The 17,485-nt window shown below is 58.1% G+C and carries 16 protein-coding genes; 14 read left to right on the forward strand and 2 right to left on the reverse strand.

From position 1 onward, the window contains the following. Position 1 precedes the first annotated feature (1 nt). From AAE029_RS05235 to AAE029_RS05285, 11 genes are all read left to right on the forward strand, one after another. Positions 2-838, forward strand: coding sequence for an ABC transporter ATP-binding protein (locus AAE029_RS05235; RefSeq protein WP_371071745.1), 837 nt, complete (start codon positions 2-4; stop codon positions 836-838). A 14-nt stretch (positions 839-852) separates the two neighbouring features. Then, on the forward strand, positions 853-1,716 hold the full coding sequence (locus AAE029_RS05240) for an ABC transporter permease (RefSeq protein WP_371071746.1): 864 nt from the start codon (positions 853-855) through the stop codon (positions 1,714-1,716). A 29-nt stretch (positions 1,717-1,745) separates the two neighbouring features. Beyond that, positions 1,746-2,774 carry an aliphatic sulfonate ABC transporter substrate-binding protein gene (locus tag AAE029_RS05245; protein ID WP_371071747.1) on the forward strand — a complete coding sequence of 343 codons (1,029 nt, stop codon included), beginning with the start codon at positions 1,746-1,748 and terminating at the stop codon, positions 2,772-2,774. Between the two features lie 268 nt (positions 2,775-3,042). Then, the gene (locus AAE029_RS05250) at positions 3,043-4,494 is read left to right on the forward strand and encodes an MFS transporter (RefSeq protein ID WP_371071748.1); all 1,452 of its coding nucleotides are present in this window, start codon (positions 3,043-3,045) and stop codon (positions 4,492-4,494) included. Between the two features lie 145 nt (positions 4,495-4,639). Next, positions 4,640-6,127, forward strand: coding sequence for a CHASE3 domain-containing protein (locus AAE029_RS05255; RefSeq protein ID WP_371071749.1), 1,488 nt, complete (start codon positions 4,640-4,642; stop codon positions 6,125-6,127). Positions 6,128-6,129: 2 nt separating this feature from the next. Continuing rightward, entirely contained in the window at positions 6,130-6,576 is a 447-nt protein-coding gene (locus AAE029_RS05260) for a response regulator (protein WP_371071750.1), read from the forward strand. Next, complete coding sequence (locus tag AAE029_RS05265; RefSeq protein ID WP_371071751.1) at positions 6,573-7,646, forward strand: sensor histidine kinase; 1,074 nt, start codon at positions 6,573-6,575, stop codon at positions 7,644-7,646. Before AAE029_RS05260 ends, AAE029_RS05265 begins: the two co-directional genes overlap by 4 nt. A gap of 188 nt (positions 7,647-7,834) precedes the next feature. After that, positions 7,835-8,395 (forward strand): DUF924 family protein, encoded by a 561-nt coding sequence (locus AAE029_RS05270; protein ID WP_371071752.1) that lies wholly within the window; start codon positions 7,835-7,837, stop codon positions 8,393-8,395. Between the two features lie 87 nt (positions 8,396-8,482). Further along, a complete protein-coding gene (locus tag AAE029_RS05275) occupies positions 8,483-10,990 on the forward strand; it encodes a mechanosensitive ion channel domain-containing protein (protein WP_371071753.1) in 2,508 nt (835 codons plus the stop codon). Between the two features lie 181 nt (positions 10,991-11,171). Next, positions 11,172-12,002: a response regulator gene (locus tag AAE029_RS05280; RefSeq protein WP_371071754.1), complete on the forward strand. Its 831-nt coding sequence runs from the start codon at positions 11,172-11,174 to the stop codon at positions 12,000-12,002. Positions 12,003-12,207: 205 nt separating this feature from the next. Next, on the forward strand, positions 12,208-13,539 hold the full coding sequence (locus tag AAE029_RS05285) for a diguanylate cyclase (protein WP_371071755.1): 1,332 nt from the start codon (positions 12,208-12,210) through the stop codon (positions 13,537-13,539). A gap of 80 nt (positions 13,540-13,619) precedes the next feature. Here AAE029_RS05285 and AAE029_RS05290 read toward each other — a convergent pair whose 3' ends face one another. After that, the gene (locus AAE029_RS05290; RefSeq protein WP_371071756.1) at positions 13,620-14,297 is read right to left on the reverse strand and encodes a dienelactone hydrolase family protein; all 678 of its coding nucleotides are present in this window, start codon (positions 14,295-14,297) and stop codon (positions 13,620-13,622) included. Between the two features lie 386 nt (positions 14,298-14,683). Between AAE029_RS05290 and AAE029_RS05295 the strand changes: the two genes are divergently transcribed. From AAE029_RS05295 to AAE029_RS05305, 3 genes are read left to right on the forward strand one after another with little or no spacing between them, the layout of a single operon-like run. Beyond that, entirely contained in the window at positions 14,684-15,562 is an 879-nt protein-coding gene (locus AAE029_RS05295) for an SDR family NAD(P)-dependent oxidoreductase (protein ID WP_371071757.1), read from the forward strand. A 35-nt stretch (positions 15,563-15,597) separates the two neighbouring features. After that, positions 15,598-15,999 (forward strand): DUF6496 domain-containing protein, encoded by a 402-nt coding sequence (locus AAE029_RS05300; protein WP_371071758.1) that lies wholly within the window; start codon positions 15,598-15,600, stop codon positions 15,997-15,999. Positions 16,000-16,011: 12 nt separating this feature from the next. Beyond that, positions 16,012-16,188, forward strand: a complete 177-nt coding sequence (locus tag AAE029_RS05305) for a hypothetical protein (protein WP_371071759.1) — start codon at positions 16,012-16,014, stop codon at positions 16,186-16,188. A gap of 51 nt (positions 16,189-16,239) precedes the next feature. Here the strand turns inward: AAE029_RS05305 and AAE029_RS05310 are convergent, their stop codons facing one another. Further along, the gene (locus AAE029_RS05310) at positions 16,240-17,259 is read right to left on the reverse strand and encodes a GlxA family transcriptional regulator (RefSeq protein WP_371071760.1); all 1,020 of its coding nucleotides are present in this window, start codon (positions 17,257-17,259) and stop codon (positions 16,240-16,242) included. Between the last annotated feature and the right edge of the window lie 226 nt (positions 17,260-17,485).

Genomic DNA, 17,485 nt, shown 5'->3' on the forward strand with positions numbered 1-17,485 from the left:
AATGGACCGCATCACAGTCACTGACGTCCACAAGACGTTTCAGCTCAAACCTGGCCAATACGTCAACATCGATGGCCGTGAATCCAATCAAATCACCGTCCTGGATGGCGTTGACCTGACGATCCGCAAGGGCGAATTCATTACCCTTGTCGGTCCAAGTGGAAGCGGCAAGTCGGTGCTTCTGGACATCATCGGCGGACTGACCCAGGCGTCGGAGGGCGTCGTTCATATCGACGGCGCAAAGATCGTCCGGCCTGATCCGAAAACCGGTTATGTCTTCCAGCAATATGCGCTATTTCCATGGCGCACGGCGCTTGCCAATATCGAATATGCGCTGGAAGTGCGTGGCGTGCAGAAGCGTGAGCGCACGGAGAAGGCGCGCTATTTCCTTTCGCTCTTCGGCCTTTCCGGCTTCGAGGATCGCTTTCCCAACCAGCTTTCCGGCGGCATGCAGCAGCGCGTGGCGATCGCCCGCGCGCTTGCAACCGATCCGGAAGTGCTGCTGATGGATGAGCCCTTCGCAGCGTTGGACGCGCAGACGCGCGAGATCCTTCAGGCCGAGCTGCTGCGGATATGGGAGAAGATCAACACGACGGTGATCTTCGTCACCCATTCGATCGACGAGGCGATCTATCTTGCCGATCGGATCGTGGTCATGACCGCTCGTCCAGGCACAGTCAAGGAAATCATCGATATCGACCTCCCACGCCCACGAGACGGCGACATTCGCGCCAGCACGGAATTCAATGCCCATCGCGGCCGCGTCTGGGAAGCGCTGCGGGACGAAGTCAACAAGGCGCAGAAGGACTGGGCGCTTTCGCCCGCCTACGCTCACTGAAATCGGAGTAGACCATGGCATATGTCAGTGACAAAACAGGCCTCGGCGCAGGGTTTTGGCCGCTTTGGCGCAGGCGTGCGCCCGCCAGAAGCAGGGGCGGGCATAGCCTTGAATTCGGCACCTTTACCTATGGCTTGCCGCTGCTCGTGATCTTCTTTGCGCTCTGGGAAATCGCGCCGCGTTCAGGCTGGCTGAACCGTATCTTCTTTCCGCCGCTCACCGAAGTCTGCGAGGCCTGGTACGCGATGCTTCTCGACGGGACGCTCTCGGCCAATATCGGCATCAGCCTGCAGCGCGCGGCGATTGGCTTTCTGCTCGCGACCGTCGTCGCGGTGCCGCTCGGGTTTCTGATGGGGCGCTATACACTCTTCGAAAAGGTTTCCGATCTTCTGGTCCAGACATTGCGCAACACATCGCAATTCGCGCTGCTTCCGGTGTTCATCCTCTTGCTCGGCATCGGTGAGGCATCCAAAATCGCCATCACCTTTTATTCCTCGGTTTTCTTCCTGCTGATCAATACGATCAGCGGCGTCAAATCCGTCGATCCGCTGTTGCTCAAGGCTGCTCGTTCGATGGGTACGTCCGATCTCGATCTCTTCCGCAAGGTCATCCTTCCGGCGAGCATTCCCTCGATCGTCTCCGGCGCCCGGCTGGCGGTCAAATCCTCGATCTTCGCCGTCATCGGCGCTGAAATGCTCGCCGCCAAATCCGGTCTCGGATTCCTGATCCAGCAATCGCAACTCATGATGGAAGCAGCGGACATGTATGCCGGCATCCTCACCATGACGGCAATCGGCCTCCTGGTGAACTACATGCTCGTCTGGTTCGAGCGCTGGGCCACGGCCTGGAAGGGCCATTCCGAAATCTCGCACGCCTGATCCATTCATCTTCTCCAAGGGGACCATTCATGACAAACATCAACCTCACCTTGCTACGACGTTCTTTGGTCAAGGGCCTTGCGGTGGCCGCAATAGGTACGGCGATTTTCTCTGCTTCGGCTTTTGCGGAAGAGAAGCCGGATGTCATTCGCGTCGGCAGTACCGCTCCCGGCCACCTCAAGTTCATCCTCGAGCGTCATAACGGCACGCTCGCAAAGGAATTCGAGAAGGACGGTATCAAGGTCGAGTTCATCGCGTTTACCAATGGCGGCTCGGAAGCAACCACGGCGCTTGCGACGGGCGCCGTCGAGGTCATCTATACCGGCAATAATCCGGCCCTGCGCGTGGCGGCTGCCGGCGCGGACGTAAAGGCGATCGGTCTCTCCAGCTTCGTCAAGGAGAATGGCTCGGCAGTCATCGTGCGCGCAGATTCTCCGATCGAGACGCTGGAGGATCTGAAAGGCAAGAAGGTCGCCTATCTGACTGGGACCGTCCGCCATTCAACCTTCGCCAAGGCGCTGAAATCGATAGGCCTGACGCTCGCCGACGTCGAATCCCTGAACCTTGCCTTCGACGCATCCGGCCCGGCCCTTGTGCGCGGTGACGTCGACGCCGTGGTCGAAAGCGGCGACGTGGCCGCAAAGCTGGTGGAAACCGGACAGGCCCGTGTCATCCTTGACGCGAGCTCGCATCCCGAATGGTCTGCACCGTTCCTGATCTCCGTCAACGGCGAATTCGCCCGTAAATATCCTGATATCGTCAAGCGTATTCTGAAGGTCGATATCGAGACCGCGCGGTGGGCCGACGCGCACCCGGAGGAGACGATCAGGATCTTCGTCGACGAAACCAAGTCCTCGGAAAAATCGGTGCGTCAGAGCTATAAGGACAACGTCTTCCATCAGGACCCACGGATCACGCCGGAGGCGCTGCGATCGCTGAGGGGCGAAGAACAGTTCATGGCGGAAGCCAAGCTGTTGAAGGGTTCGGTCGACTACGACAAGTGGATCGACACATCCTATCTAGACGCCGCCTACAAGGAAGTGGACGCGAATCAATAGGACCTAGTTTCTTGGATGCCGTCGCCGCAATCGCATAGCCATGCGATTGCGGCGACCTTTCGTTCGGATACGCTTAACGGAATGGCAATAAAAGCGAAAACTAGGCTTTTCCACCGGGATTAACAGAGGTATTCACATCACGCGTGGTTCATTCGCGCTTTTCTTGCGTGGGCCTCCTGCTGCTACCGGGCCGGGTTTTCCTTTCCGCTTCGGCTTCGCTCCTTTCATTCGGCGAGTTCCTCGCCACGCATTGTTCGTTGGTAGATTGATGACTGCGGTTCAGACGACGGAAAATACGCAAAAGACGGGCGATGGGAGGCAGGCGAGAATTGTAGCGCTGGTGGTGGCGGTTGCCTTCTTCATGCAGATCCTGGACGGAACGATCGTCGCCACGTCTCTGCCGCAGATGGCGCAGTCCTTCGGAGTGCAACCCGTCGCCATGAGCATCGGCATTACCGTCTACATGCTGACGATGGCCGCGTTCATTCCGCTGTCGGGCTGGCTCGGCGACCGCTTCGGCGCGCGCAGGGTCTTTCTGTGGGCGATCGCCGTCTTTACGCTTGCCTCGCTGGTTTGCGGCCTTTCCGGAGGCTTGGCGGAATTCGTTGTCGCCCGCGCGATGCAGGGGGCGGGCAGCGCATTGATGACGCCCGTCGGACGCATCATCGTCCTCAAAAACGCCCGCAAATCCGAGCTCGTGCAAGCAATTGCACTCATCACCTGGCCGGCCTTGACAGCTCCGGTCGTCGGCCCAGTCCTCGGCGGCTTCATTACGACCTATGCCAGCTGGCATTGGAACTTTCTGATCAATATTCCGATCGGCATTCTTGGGCTGGCTCTCGTGCTACGCTTCGTTCCGGAGCAGCACGAGAGCAATCCCGGCAAGCTCGATATTTGTGGCTTTCTACTGTCCGCCACGGGGCTTACGGCGCTGCTTGCCGGGCTTGAGCTCTCGGTTCGAGGCGCGGTCGCATTGCCGCTGATCGTCGTGCTTTTCATCGTCGGCATTCTCGCCTCGGTCATGGCCACCCGACATTTCCTGCGCGTTGAAAGGCCGCTGCTCGATCTTTCTGCCTTTCGAATTCAGACCTTCTCGATATCGACGCTCTCTGCTGGAACAGCCAGCCGCGTTGCCATCAATGCCACCCCTTTTCTTCTGCCGCTGCTCTTTCAAGTCGCCTTCGGCATGGATGCGATCGAGGCGGGGACCTATCTGCTTGTCTATTTTGTCGGCAACCTCGGGATGAAGGTGGTGACCACGCCGCTTTTGAGATTGTTGGGCTTCCGCGCAGTCCTCGCGTTCAACGGTCTGATCGCCTCGTTTTCGATCATGGCCTGCGGGCTGCTTTCACCGTCCACGCCGCAAATCGTGGTTTTCGCGCTGCTGCTTTTGGCCGGACTTTCACGGTCGATGGAATTCACGGCGCTGAACACGCTAGCATTCGCCGACATTCATCCGACTCAGCGCAGCTCCGCCTCGACCCTTTCCAGCATGCTGCAACAGGTCGCCATGCTTCTCGGCGTCGCGGTCGCGGCGGCGCTGCTGAATGTTTCGCGGCTCCTTCGCGGAGGCGCTGAAACCGCATTGATCGATTTTCGCTGGGCGTTTTTCGTGGTCGGCTTCATCGGCGTTGTTTCGTCACTCCGGTTTCTACAGTTGCCGTACGACGCTGGAGCAGAAGTTTCCGGTCATCGCGGCAAGCAATCAAGTTCGCGTTGAACTAAAATCCTCGCCCATCGCGGGAACCATTTACTGGATCGTGCGTTTGTAGTTCGGGTTTGTGCGTGCTTCATAAATTCCAGCTTCATTTTAACGGCCTGCTCGGATGTCAGTCCGACGGGTAGGGGTCCAAACGTCGCCGGCAATGGTACGTCTTAGTTCCGCGCTCTTCAGATCAGTGCCAGTGCTGCTTAGCGCCGGTGCAATCGTCCTTTTTTCCACTGTGCTTGGTGCTCTCTATCTCGCCGATCGCGCGGCGGATGAATCAGAAAGTGCCGTTCGGGCCAGTCAGCTCAATCTTCGTGTTCTGAGGCTCTTCAGCGCCGTGCAGGATGCGGAGACCGGCCAGCGCGGCTATCTTGTGACCGGCGAAGAGCGCTATCTTGAGCCATTCAACAGATCGCTCAGCAGCATTTCTTCCGAGACCCAGATCCTCGCACCGCAACTGCGGGATCTCGGTTTGCCGCAGTCAGAGATCGATGAACTGCAGGACCTGTTGAAGCAGAAGTTGGCGGAAATCGTGCGAACGATCGAACTGCAGAGAAGCGGCGATTCGGCGGGCGCCGTGGCGCTGGTGAAGTCTTCTCTCGGCGCCAACTTCATGGATCGGATCCGTGCCATCATCGAGCAAATCCAGCAACTCGGCATTTCCAATTCCGCGACACATATAACTACGCTGCGGACAACGATGAGATGGCTTACAAGCATCGTTGCGGGGAGCGCGGCTCTGCTGCTGGTCCTAGCCGGCGGCGTGTTGAAAGTCATGTTCGACCGCACCCGCCAGATCGAGCGCGCCAGGCGTAAGCTGGTGCGGATCAACGAGACGCTGGAGGAGACAGTCGCGCAGCGGACGGAGAGCCTGCAACTGGCGAACAACGAATTGCAGAGCTACGCCTATATCGTCGGACACGACCTGCGCGCACCTTTGGTCAATATCATGGGCTTCACGGAGGAGCTCGATCGCGCGAGCGGCATTTTCCGCAGCTATCTGAATGCCACGCGCGCCAGCACGGCCGACGCTAACAGCAAGGCCGCGATCGAGGCGGTCGAAACCGACATTCCCGAAGCGCTCGGCTTTATTCGATCATCCATGCGACGCATGGACAATCTTATCAACCAGATCCTCGTTATCGCACGCGCCGGCAATCGTGAATTGAATCCGGAACGCCTGCGGCTTAACGATCTTTTGGATGAAACGCTCGCAACAGTCCGGCATCGTCTCGACGAGAATAACATAGCGGTCGACATGGACACACGGCTGCCCGAAGTCTGCTCCGATCGGCTGGCGTTACAGCAGATTATCGGTAATTTGCTGGACAATGCCATCAAATACATGGACCCTGCGCGAACAGGGAAGATCGGTATTCGCGGCTGGCGCAAGGGGGCGCTTGCAATCTTCGAGATAAGTGACAATGGCAGAGGGATCGCCGAGGGCGACCAGGAGAGAGTATTCGAGCTTTTCCGCCGTTCGGGGAAGCAGGACACGATGGGTGATGGCGTCGGGCTCGCGCATGTGCGCACACTCGTGCGGCGTCTCGGCGGAGACATCAGTCTGCAATCTGTGCTCGATAAAGGTACGACATTTCGGGTCGCGATCGCAGCCGATCTGTCGAAGACGATGAAAGAAAGCTAAGGATGACCTATAGGCCGGAAGCGGTAAAGATCGTGATGATCGAAGATGACGTCGGGCACGCGCGCCTCATCGAGAAAAACATCCGCAGAGCCGGTGTGACGAATGAGATGCGATCATTCCTCACGGGCGCAGAGGCGCTGGAGCACCTGTTCGGGCTCGATGGTAGCGGAGAGGTCAGCCGCGGTCAGCAGATTCTGATCCTGCTTGATCTCAATTTGCCAGACATGAGCGGTCTCGACATTCTGGAGCGCGTGAAAGGCAACGAGCATACGCGGCGGTGCATGGTCATTGTGCTGACGACCACGGATGATCCGCGCGAGATTGCCCGCTGTTACGATCTCGGCGCAAATGTCTACGTCAGCAAGCCAATGCAATATGATAAGTTCGTGCACGCGATCCAACAGCTTGGGATGTTCGTTGCTGTCATGAAAATTCCGGAGGCAGAATGAGCGAGCGCAGGGATGAGGAGGGCAAGGGGCAAGGGAGCGGCCCTATATGCATCCTCTATATCGATGATGACCAGGCGTTGGGTACGCTCATGCGCAAGAACCTAGAGCGGCTCGGCTACCGCGTCGAGCTCGCTTTCGACGGTGCAAGCGGCCTTTCGCGGCTCTCCGAAGGAGGAGTTGATGCCGTCATCCTTGACCACTTCCTGAAGGAAGAGACCGGACTCGACATTCTGCCGCGCATCGTCGCGATGCCTGACCATCCGCCGGTCATCTATGCGACGGCATCCGTCGACACCGGTGTCGCCATCGCGGCGCTGAAGGCTGGGGCTGAGGATTACGTTCTCAAGGGCGTCTCTGCGGATTATTTTGATCTTCTCGTGGCTGCGCTGGAGCAGGGGCTCGAACGGGCGCGGTTCCGCCGCGAGACAGCCCACGCTCAGGAAGTCATTCGCCAGCAGCGGGATCAGGCGGAACTGCTGTTGGCTGAGGTCAATCACCGTATCGCCAACAGCCTGGGGCTTGCCGCCGCGCTGGTGCGTATGCAGTCTTCATTGATGACGGATCAGGTCGCGATCGACGCACTTCAGGAAACGCAGATGCGGATAAACGCGATCGCAAGCGTCCATCGCCGCCTCTATACGAACAGGCAGGTGGGAACGGTCCAGATCGACGAATATCTCAGCAACCTGCTCGCCGAGCTGGAAACCTCAATGCGTGACGACAAGCGTCCGCATCGACTGACCGTGACCTCCGCACCGGTCAATCTGGCAACCGACAGGGTCATAACCCTTGGCCTCATCGTCAGCGAACTGGTCACCAACGCATTCAAATATGCCTATCCAGAAGGCACAGCCGGCGAGATCCGCGTGGTCGTCGAACGCAACGATGGCGACATTTTGCGAGTGGTCGTCGAGGATGACGGCATCGGTTTCGATCATTCCATCCCGGCGAAGGGAACCGGCCTCGGCAGTAAGATTCTGGCCGCGATGGCGGCCAGTCTGAAAGCGGAAATCAGCTACGATCCGCAGCATAGGGGTACCCGCGCGTCCTTGGTCTTCACAATGGCGTGATGGCTTCATTGTCCCCAGCCGGCCATGCCCGCAGCTTGTCATGACTCCGGACGACAAGCCTTTAGCGGCGTCTCCGGAGAAATCGCTTTTATTTTGGTTCTCCATTGCGGCGGATCTTCCTTTCCCAATTATGATGGCGGCCCAATGGTTTGCGCGTAGATTACCGGAGAAGCGAATCGGAGGAGTTCATGGCAGACCAGATGTCTATATGCACACCGGAGGAGGTCTACGCCTTCTGGTTTGAGGAGTGCTCGCGCGAAAACTGGTTCGAAGCATCGCTCGAACTGGATGAAGAGATCCGTGCTCGTTTTCGCGATACGCATCTGGCACTCGCCGGCGGCGTTGTCGGCATCTGGCGTGCAAACCCCACGAACCGCCTTGCAGCGGTTATCGTGCTCGATCAATTTGCCCGCAATATCTATCGCGGCACAGCGCTCGCCTTTGCAACCGACGGATTGGCACTGCAGGAGGCGAAAGATGCCCTGGCTGTCAGCGCCGATCTCGCCATCTCCGAGGAGTGCCGGGCTTTCTTCTACATGCCGTTCGAACATTCAGAGGATCTGGTCGAACAGGAGAGGGCGGTCGAACTGTTCGCCGCGCTCGGCGACGCGGAATATCTCGATTACGCAATGCGCCATCGAGATGTGATCGCCACTTTCGGCCGATTTCCGCATCGAAATGCGATGCTGGGGCGGGCATCCAGGCCTTCAGAACTCGAATATCTGGCACGACCGGATGCCGGGTTCTGAAGCTGTTTGCCTTCCTGTCGCCTTTCTTTGCTTTACAACACATACGACCTGTTGATCATCGATACCGATTGTGGTGGGGAAATAAGCTTGCGGCTGACGAAAATACTTTTTCGCACTTTTCTATTGCTGGCCATGATCAGCGTCGGCAGCGCCGTGTGCGCGCAGGACCCGGCCTCAGCCCCCGCTGCCGCCCCGCTTGCCGGCCCGATCGAACAGGCATCCACCGATCTCGACAAAGCCAAGCACGACCTGACGTCGCTTCAGGACAGCGCCAAGCAGAATGCGGACAATGACGACGCTCTGGTTGGGCTTACGACCAACATCGATGAACTCAGCCGCAGGATCAGTGCCGTATCGACCGGCCTTCGCGAGCGACTCGACCAGATCAGTGCTCGCTTGACCGAGCTCGGAGACCCTCCGAAAGACGGCCAGCCGCCGGAAGCCGCGATCGTGACCGACGAGCGCAACAAACTGACAGCCGAGCGTACACAGATCAACGCCCTGACGGGTGATCTCGATACTCTTTCGGCTGCCACGACGAAGCTCGGCAGCGAGACGACGGAGATGCGGCGCAGGCTTTTCACCGACACTCTGCTGCGACGCACGGAAATCTCCACCTCGGTCCTCGATGATGCGGGCCATGCGCTCGTGACGGAGGTGAGCAATTTCGGGCAAGCCATGGCGAGCTGGTTGGGTTTCGTCTGGAAGTTCAAGCGGATTCCGCTCTTTGCGGCTCTGCTTTTCTCGCTTGGCGCCGCACTCATCCTGCTGCGGGGCGGATATCGGCTTTTCGGTCCCTATCTCAAACGCAATGAGGCTGTTGAAGATCCCTCCTATCTCAGTCGTCTGTCCATCGCATTCTGGTCGACCGTGATCCGCACCATGGCGCTGACAGCGCTGTTGATCACTTCCTACTTCTTCTTGAGCAGTTTCAACGTTCTGCGGCCCGACATAGCGCCCATTCTGGCAGCGCTTTTCGGCATGATTGGTCTTGTCTATTTCGTCGGGCGGGTGACGAATGCCGTCTTCGCGCCATACGAGCCGCACTGGCGTCTGGTCAAACTCTCCAATATTGGTGCTCGAACGCTGAGCACCTGCCTTCTCGCGATGGCGATCGTAAACGGCTTCGATTACGTGCTTAGTCGCGTCAGCGAGGCCATGGGCTCGCCCGTCGTCGTCACCGTCGTCAAGAGCCTTGTCGCATCGCTGATCATCGGAGGCATCATCATCGCCGCTTCGTTCGGCAAGCCGATGCTTGCCAAGAGCGGTGATCCGGATGCGCCGGGACGCCGGTGGCCACGCGGCATGGCGATCATCCTGCGGGTTATCGGTTTCGGGCTTATCTTCACCGCGCTGAGCGGCTATGTCGGGCTGGCGCGCTTCATGGCGACACAGCTCATCATCACCGGTGCCGTCCTCGTCACCATGTATATCGGTATCTTGTCGGGCAAAGCGATCTCCCGTCAGGAAAGCTTCAGCGATACGTCGGCAGCGCGTTTCTTGCGGGAACGGTTCAATTTCGGACCGGTCGCGATCGATCAGGCCGGGCTTGTGGCCGGTCTCGGGATCTACGGCGTGGCGCTGCTCACGGGCGTTCCGCTGGTTCTTTTGCTGTGGGGCTTTCATATTCAAGACCTGCAGCTCATTGCCTATCGCCTCTTCACCGAAGTTCGGCTCGGCAATATCAGCATTTCATTGGTCGGCATTTTCACCGGCATCCTGCTCTTTGCCGGCGGTTTTCTTCTCACGCGTTGGGTTCAGCGCTGGCTCGACAACAACGTCATGGCGCGCAGCCATGTTGATCTTGGGGTGCGCAATTCCGTCAAGACGGGTATCGGCTATCTCGGCGTTGGGATTGCGGCGATCGTCGGCGTTTCGGCTGCGGGGATCGATCTGTCGAGCTTTGCGCTCGTCGCCAGTGCGCTCTCCATCGGCATCGGCTTCGGCCTGCAGAATATTGTCTCCAATTTCGTCTCGGGCCTGATCCTCCTCGTCGAGCGGCCCTTCAAGGTCGGCGATCACATCGTTTCAGGCACGGCGGAAGGCATCGTCAAGCGGATCTCGGTGCGCGCGACGGAAATCGAGACGTTCCGCAAGCAATCGATCATCGTTCCGAATTCGGACCTCATCAACGCGTCGCTCGGCAACTGGACCCATCGCAACAAGATCGGACGTTCGGAAATTCCCGTCTCCGTCAGCTATGATGCTGATGCACAGCGGGTGATGGATATCCTGCTCGAGCTCGTCAACGATATTCCGCTGGTAATGCGCAATCCGGAGCCGCACGTCGAGTTCTTGCGTTTTGGGACTTACACGCTCGACTTCGAATTGCGCTTCTACCTCGCGGATATGGGTGAGGGGATGACTGTCCGAAACAATCTGCGCATTGCCATCCTCAAGCGGTTCAAGGAGGAGGGTATCTCTATTCCGCTACCGCAAAGCGATGTGCTCTTTCATCAGCTACCGGCCCCACAGGCTGGCAAGGGGCCATTCGTAGAGGAACAACCCGAGGAAAAGACCGCGCAAGCCGAGAGTGATGATGAGCGTCCTGTAGAATTGCGCGACAGGAAGATCAGTGGCACTCGCAAGGCCTGACTGTGTCGTAAAGCACCCATCAGATTTGAACAAAGAGGCGGCCTTATGCCGCCTCTTTTTTATGGGCGATCTTTGATTGCGCTGCCTTATTCATTCCAATGAGAAGGAGTGAGTTAATAAATACTCAAACGCTTTGTAGTATCAAAAGACTATGGGAGATCGAATTTAAGCAAGGTTTATCATGGCTTTTCTAGGTATTTCGGGAATGCAGTATTCGGGGGAGTCGCTTGCTGATGCACGTATTCTCCTTGTGGAGGATTCCAACGTCTTTACATCCATGATCGGAAAGAGGCTGAAAGAACTCTTCAACATCGATGTGGAGATCTGCCGGAATTTCGAAGAACTGCAGCTCGCCTACGATAAATCCAGCGAGCCTGTCCGGCTGGCTATTTCCAATATAAATCTCCCTGGGGCTGAACGAGGCGAGGCGCTTGAATATCTGATAGACCTCAGCATTCCCACGATCGTCTTTACGGGTACCTTTCACGAGGGAATGCGTGACGAGCTGATCGCCAAGGACGTTGTCGACTATATTCTGAAAGACAATGTTTTTGCGGTGGAGCTGCTCGCCGAATCCGTTTGCCGCTTTTTGACGAACCATCGCCATCACGTTCTGATCGTTGATGACAGCCCGACAGCGCGTGCATTGCTGTCGAGCCGGCTGAAGCGTTACAATTTCCGTGTCAGCACCGCCGAAAGCGGCGCGAAGGCCCTGGATGCGCTAAAAGCCAATCGCGACATCGGACTGATGATCACCGACTACAACATGCCGGACATTGACGGCTTTGAGCTGACGCGGCGCATCCGCGCCAGTGTCGGCTCGCATGAATTGCGCATCATCGGTGTCTCCTCTTCGACCAACCGCCTGTTGTCGGCACGCTTTCTCAAAGCCGGTGGAAATGATTTCATCCTGCGTCCCTTCATTGACGAGGAGTTCTACTGCCGCGTGAACCAGAACCTCGATACGCTGCTGCAAATCCGAGCCATGAGGAAGGAAGCCGCCTTTGCCTGATGCAGCCAAGCCGGCGACGGAGAGAATTTGCCACTGCCACGAGTCGAAGGCATGACTCGGGCATCCTCGATCAGGTTTTTGCAATTCACGGTTATATTTACGTTGATGTTCCCCTTCACCGCCAATAGCCTCTCGGCTATCGTGCCGCTCACACAACCGCAGACGGATTCGGATGCGCTAGCGGTTTCAAAGGGGTAAGGCAGGCATGGCGTTGCAGGTAGATGTCATTCGGGATCGGCCCAGTCTCCGGGTCGGAAACCAGAGTTTACTTCTGGTTGAAGATTCCCGAATGTTTTCCTCCATCCTGTCGCATCGCTTCCAGACTGAATTGGGATTGGCCGTCACCCATTGCTCCTCCCTCAAGGCACTTCGGGACGAACTTTCCCGGCCAGCGCGCGACTTCGCGATGGCAGTCGTCGATCTTAACCTGCCGGATTCGCCTTATGGCGAAGTGTTGGACCATATCATCGAACACGGAATTCCAACGATCGTTTTCACTGGCTCCTTCGACAGCGAGATGCGCAACAGGATCTTGGAGCGCAATGTCGTCGACTATGTCATCAAAGGCAATGAATTCGCCGTGGACAACCTCGTTTCCGCCGTTCGGCGGACGATCTCGAACCGTAAGACCCGCATTCTTGTCGTGGACGATATGCCGTCGGCTCGCAAGGTCCTCGTCGATCTGCTGAGCGCGCAGCAGTTCATGGTGGCTGAGGCCGGCACCGGCCTCGAGGCGCTCGCCGCCTTAGATGCTTTTAGCGATATCGAGCTCGTCGTAACGGACTACCATATGCCCGATATGGACGGCTATGAATTAACACGCCGGATACGACACCGCTACGGTTCGGACCGGCTGCGCGTCATTGGTATATCGTCATCGAACGACCGCATGCTTTCGGCAAGTTTCCTGAAGGCGGGAGCGAGCGATTTCATTTACCGTCCCTTCGTCGTGGAGGAACTGCAATGCCGCATAGCCAACAACGTCGAAACCCTGATGCAGCTCAAGCAGCTTCGTGCGGCGGCAGCCTGTGATTATCTGACCGGCCTCTACAATCGTCGGTATTTCTATGATCAGGGTCCAAAGATCATCAACGAGTGCCTGCGCAACGGTAAAGCTAGCTCCGTTGCCATTCTGGACATAGACCATTTCAAAGGGCTCAACGACACCTATGGCCATGAGATCGGCGACAAGGTTCTGAGAGCCGTGGCCGTAAAACTCAATACGATTTTCGAGGGCAGCGAAAATCTGCTTTCGCGACTCGGCGGCGAGGAGTTCGCCATTCTCTTCAGCCAGACGGATTCGCGCGCAGCAACGAGGATCTGCGACGAAATCCGTGCCGATCTGTCACGGCTGAAGGTCACCGTCGACGACGAGGAACTTTCCGTGACCGTTTCGATCGGTGTAGCCGAAATTGCCGGCTACGAGACCTTCGAAAACTACCTCAACGCGGCCGACCAGTTTCTCTATATGGCAAAGCACAAGGGTCGCAACCAAGTCTATTCCGACTCCAAGTTGACGGAAGAGGTGACCCAATAGGTTCGCCTGCGAAGATTAGCAGTCCCTAGAGTCCGCTGTTGACGGAAAACCGCGTACACTTTTCCCGTCCTATACCGGCATCAGGCTGTCGGGGTCAGGTGGCTCAGGAACCACTGGATTGCGAGGTCCGCAACCTGATCCAATGCGCCGGGCTCCTCGAACAGATGCGTCGCACCAGGGACGATCGCGAGTTTCTTCTCACAATGGAGTGCAGCCAGCGCCGATCGGTTGAGCGCAATCACCTGTGTGTCCGCGCCCCCGACGACGAGTAGGGTCGGAGCCCGGACGCGTGGCAGAGCCGCCGCCGCAAGGTCGGGCCGCCCGCCGCGCGAGACAACGGCCGCGGCCTGGTCCGGCCGTTCGGCTGCCGCCATCAGGGCAGCGCCTGCGCCAGTGCTCGAACCGAAATAGCCGAGGCGCAATGTAGACGTATCTCCGGATGCGGCAAGCCAATCCGTGGCATGGATCAGGCGGTTCGAAAGAAGTTCGAGATTAAAGCGCAGCTCGGCCGTGACTTGGTCGATCGGTTCCTCCTCGGCGGTCAGCAGGTCAATCAGCAGGGTGGCTAGATTCGCATCATTCAGCCGTTTCGCCACATGACGGTTGCGCGGGCTGTGCCGACTGCTGCCACTGCCATGGGCGAAGAGCACAAGCCCCCGAGCATCGACGGGCAGCGACAGGTTGCCTTCGAGCGTGACCGGCCCCGCTGAAACATGCACGACCTGCTCGTTGGCTCCCATGGTTGAAGTTGGGCTCATGTCCGCCTCCGCTACGCCGATTCTGGGCACCTTCCTCTTTAAGCGGGGAGGGCTGCTACGCGGCTTTGATGAGGGGCGTGCTGACCTCATCATCGCTTGTCTGGCCCGACGCTGAAGAGGGAGTGGGGTCGCTTCGGCGAGAATCGACCACCAGCACTATCATGTTTAAAACCCGCTTCCGGCTTAGTCGTTCCGTGATTAATTCCGATCGCAAGGAGCGGGGCTGGCAACACCGAGCCTGGGCGATATCGCTAAGCCGCTCGGGATCAGACTGCTAGCACCGCATGGCTGCCGTGCATAACTGCCCGAATACATGATCATCCTAATTTCCGGGGAACATCGATAGGACCAAGCGGTTTGGAGAGAGTTTCAAGAGGAGTTTGATCATGGCTGGAAGACTTGAAGGCAAAGTCGCAATCGTTACCGGCGCAGGTGCGGGAATCGGAGAAGCGATCGCCCATAAATTCGCGGCCGAAGGCGCAAGGCTCGTTCTTGCCGGCCTGCCGGATGATCCGGTTGAAGACGTTGCCTCTGCCGTTTCGCGCCAAAATGGCGAGGCGGTCGCCTATACCGGCGATCTTTCAGAGGAGGCCCATGCCCGATCCTGCGTCGAGCAGGCGGTGCGGCAATATGGAAAGCTCGACATCCTGGTCAACAATGCCGGCATGTTCCTCGAGGTCGCGGAATGTCAGGATTATTCTGTCGGGAATTTCGATCTCACGATCGCCAATAACATCCGCTCGGTCTTCCTGATGACGAAATTCGCGCTTCCCCATCTGCAGAAAAGCCGAGGCGTGGTCCTGTCGGCCGGCTCCGAGGCCGGCGAAGTTGGCGAGCCGAACAATGCGCCCTATGGCGGCACAAAAGCCTTCGTTCATGCCTTCATGCGCGGCGTCGCCTTCGAACAGGGCAAATATGGCGTCCGAGCCAATTGCGTCTGCCCCGGTCCCATCGACACGGCCTGGACTCACAAGGAAACGGGACCGATGAATGAGCAGATGGAGGAAATGACGCTCGCCGGTACGGTTCTCGGCCGTCGCGGCACGCCCGAAGAGATCGCCAATGTCTATGCGTTCCTCGCCTCCGACGAGGCAAGCTATGTTACCGGCGCACTCTGGTTTGCCGACGGCGGGACGACGATTGCAAAAGGCGGACCAGGCCGGCTGGTCCAGGACTTCGTAAAGGTACAACCAAAACCGACACTCGCTCTCTCTCACAGTCATGACGGTCTCAAGAACAAACAGACGACAAACCGCCTGCAGTGATCTGTCGATTTAGCCACCGGATGATGGAGGAAGACATGCCGCGACAATCAAAGGAACAGAAGGAAACGGTTGCCCGCGTGATGCATGAGTTCAAGCATGGCGAGCTGAAAATCCGCGGCTCAGGTCCTAAGGTAAGGAATCCAAAGCAGGCGATCGCCGTCGCTCTTCACGAAGCCGGCGCCACCCGTCAGGAAAGCCCAGCCGAGAACAGAAGGAATCTGCAGCGCACAAAGGCGAAGGAACGCAAGGGCGAGACCGCCGAGGCCGAGAAGGAGGGCAAGGCCGCACAGCGCCGGACAATGGAAAAGGCAACGGCGCGGCGAACCGCTCCACAGTCGGGGCCAACAAAGGAAGAGCTTTATGCCGAGGCGAAAAAGCGCGGCATCGAGGGCCGGTCGAAGATGACAAGACGGGAATTGGAGCGCGCACTCCACTGATGGAGAGACGCCATGGCGAAGGATGGCAGGAAGAAGGAGCCGAGGACCTTTACCGCCGAAGAGGCCAGGGGAGGAGAAATCATCCTCCGGACGCGGTGGCGCAAGATCGTCTTTATCGGCGGATTGATCGGCCTGGTCGTCCTCACACTGTTGCTGCGCTTTACCCTGGCGAGCGGCCTCCACGTATGAGCGTCCGCCAAGCAGAGCGGCGGCGAGAGCGCAAATGCCGGGACCTGAGCGTTATACCACAACGCCGGTGCGAGCCGTTGACATGGTAAGCTTGCGTTCGGCACGCTCTTGCTGCGGCGAGCGATTGTAGAGCTCGCGATAACACTTCGAGAAATGCGAAGCCGAAACGAAGCCACAGGCAACGGCAACCTCGACAACGGGCATCGAGGACTGCACAAGCAGGTGCCGAGCGCGATCGAGCCGGATCTCCAGATAATAGCGGGCGGGGGAGCGTCCCATTTCCTGGCGGAAAAGGCGCTCGATCTGACGGCGAGACAGGCCTGCATCGTCGGCGATCTCCAGCAGCGAGAGCGGCTCTGCGAGGTTGCTTTCCATCAGTTCGATGATCGACAGCACCTTGGAGTTCTGGACGCCGAGACGGGCGCGAAGAGGCAGGCGCTGGCGGTCGTGAGGACTGCGCACGCGGTCGGTGAGGTGCTGTTCGCAGACACGATTGACGAGGCTTTCGCCAAAATCCTGGCCGATGAGATTAAGCATCATGTCGAGCGAAGCGGTCCCGCCTGCACAGGTGTAGAGGTTGCTGTCCACCTCGTAGAGATCGGCATAGACCTCCGCCTGCGGGAAGGCTTCAGCGAAACCGGGAAGGTTTTCCCAATGGATCGCACAGCGTTTGCCGTTCAACAGGCCCGCCTGTGCAAGCACATGTGCACCGGTACAGAGACTGCCTACGGCGACGCCGCGATTATAGGATTCGCGCAGCCAGGCATTGACGGACTTGTTGTGGAACTCCTCGACATAGATCCCTGAACAGACAAGAACCATGTTGGGACGGTTTTCGCCACCGAGATAGCGTCGCTCGTCGGCAAGCGAGGAATTGGCTTCTATGCCAATGCCACAGGAGGAATAGACCTTCTGTCCATCGACCGAAGCCAGCCGCCATGAATAGGCGGAATAACCCAGCATGCGGTTAGCAATCCGCAGCGTCTCGATTGCCGCCGAAAAGGGCAGCATGGTGAAGTGCGGGACAAGGAAAAAAACCAGTGAACGCGTCTTCGTCGGCATCTTGCTCATGTCAGAAAACCCATGCTCGGCGGTGATCCCGTATTCCTTGCGCGGAAAGCGTCACGCCGATGGTCTAAAAGCGACATTCGCATGGATAAACGCGCCGGGGAAGTGTATTCTTTGCGACATCGCCGCCACGGGCCGTCTTCGCATCACTTTGGCGGGAGCCAATGCGCGTTCATCGGGGCTCAAAGCCCAATTAGATGCATGAAATCCAAAGGAAAAAAATCTACGT

Origin of the sequence: Sinorhizobium sp. CB7 (assembly GCF_041357635.1) — a bacterium.
Taxonomy (GTDB): domain Bacteria; phylum Pseudomonadota; class Alphaproteobacteria; order Rhizobiales; family Rhizobiaceae; genus Rhizobium.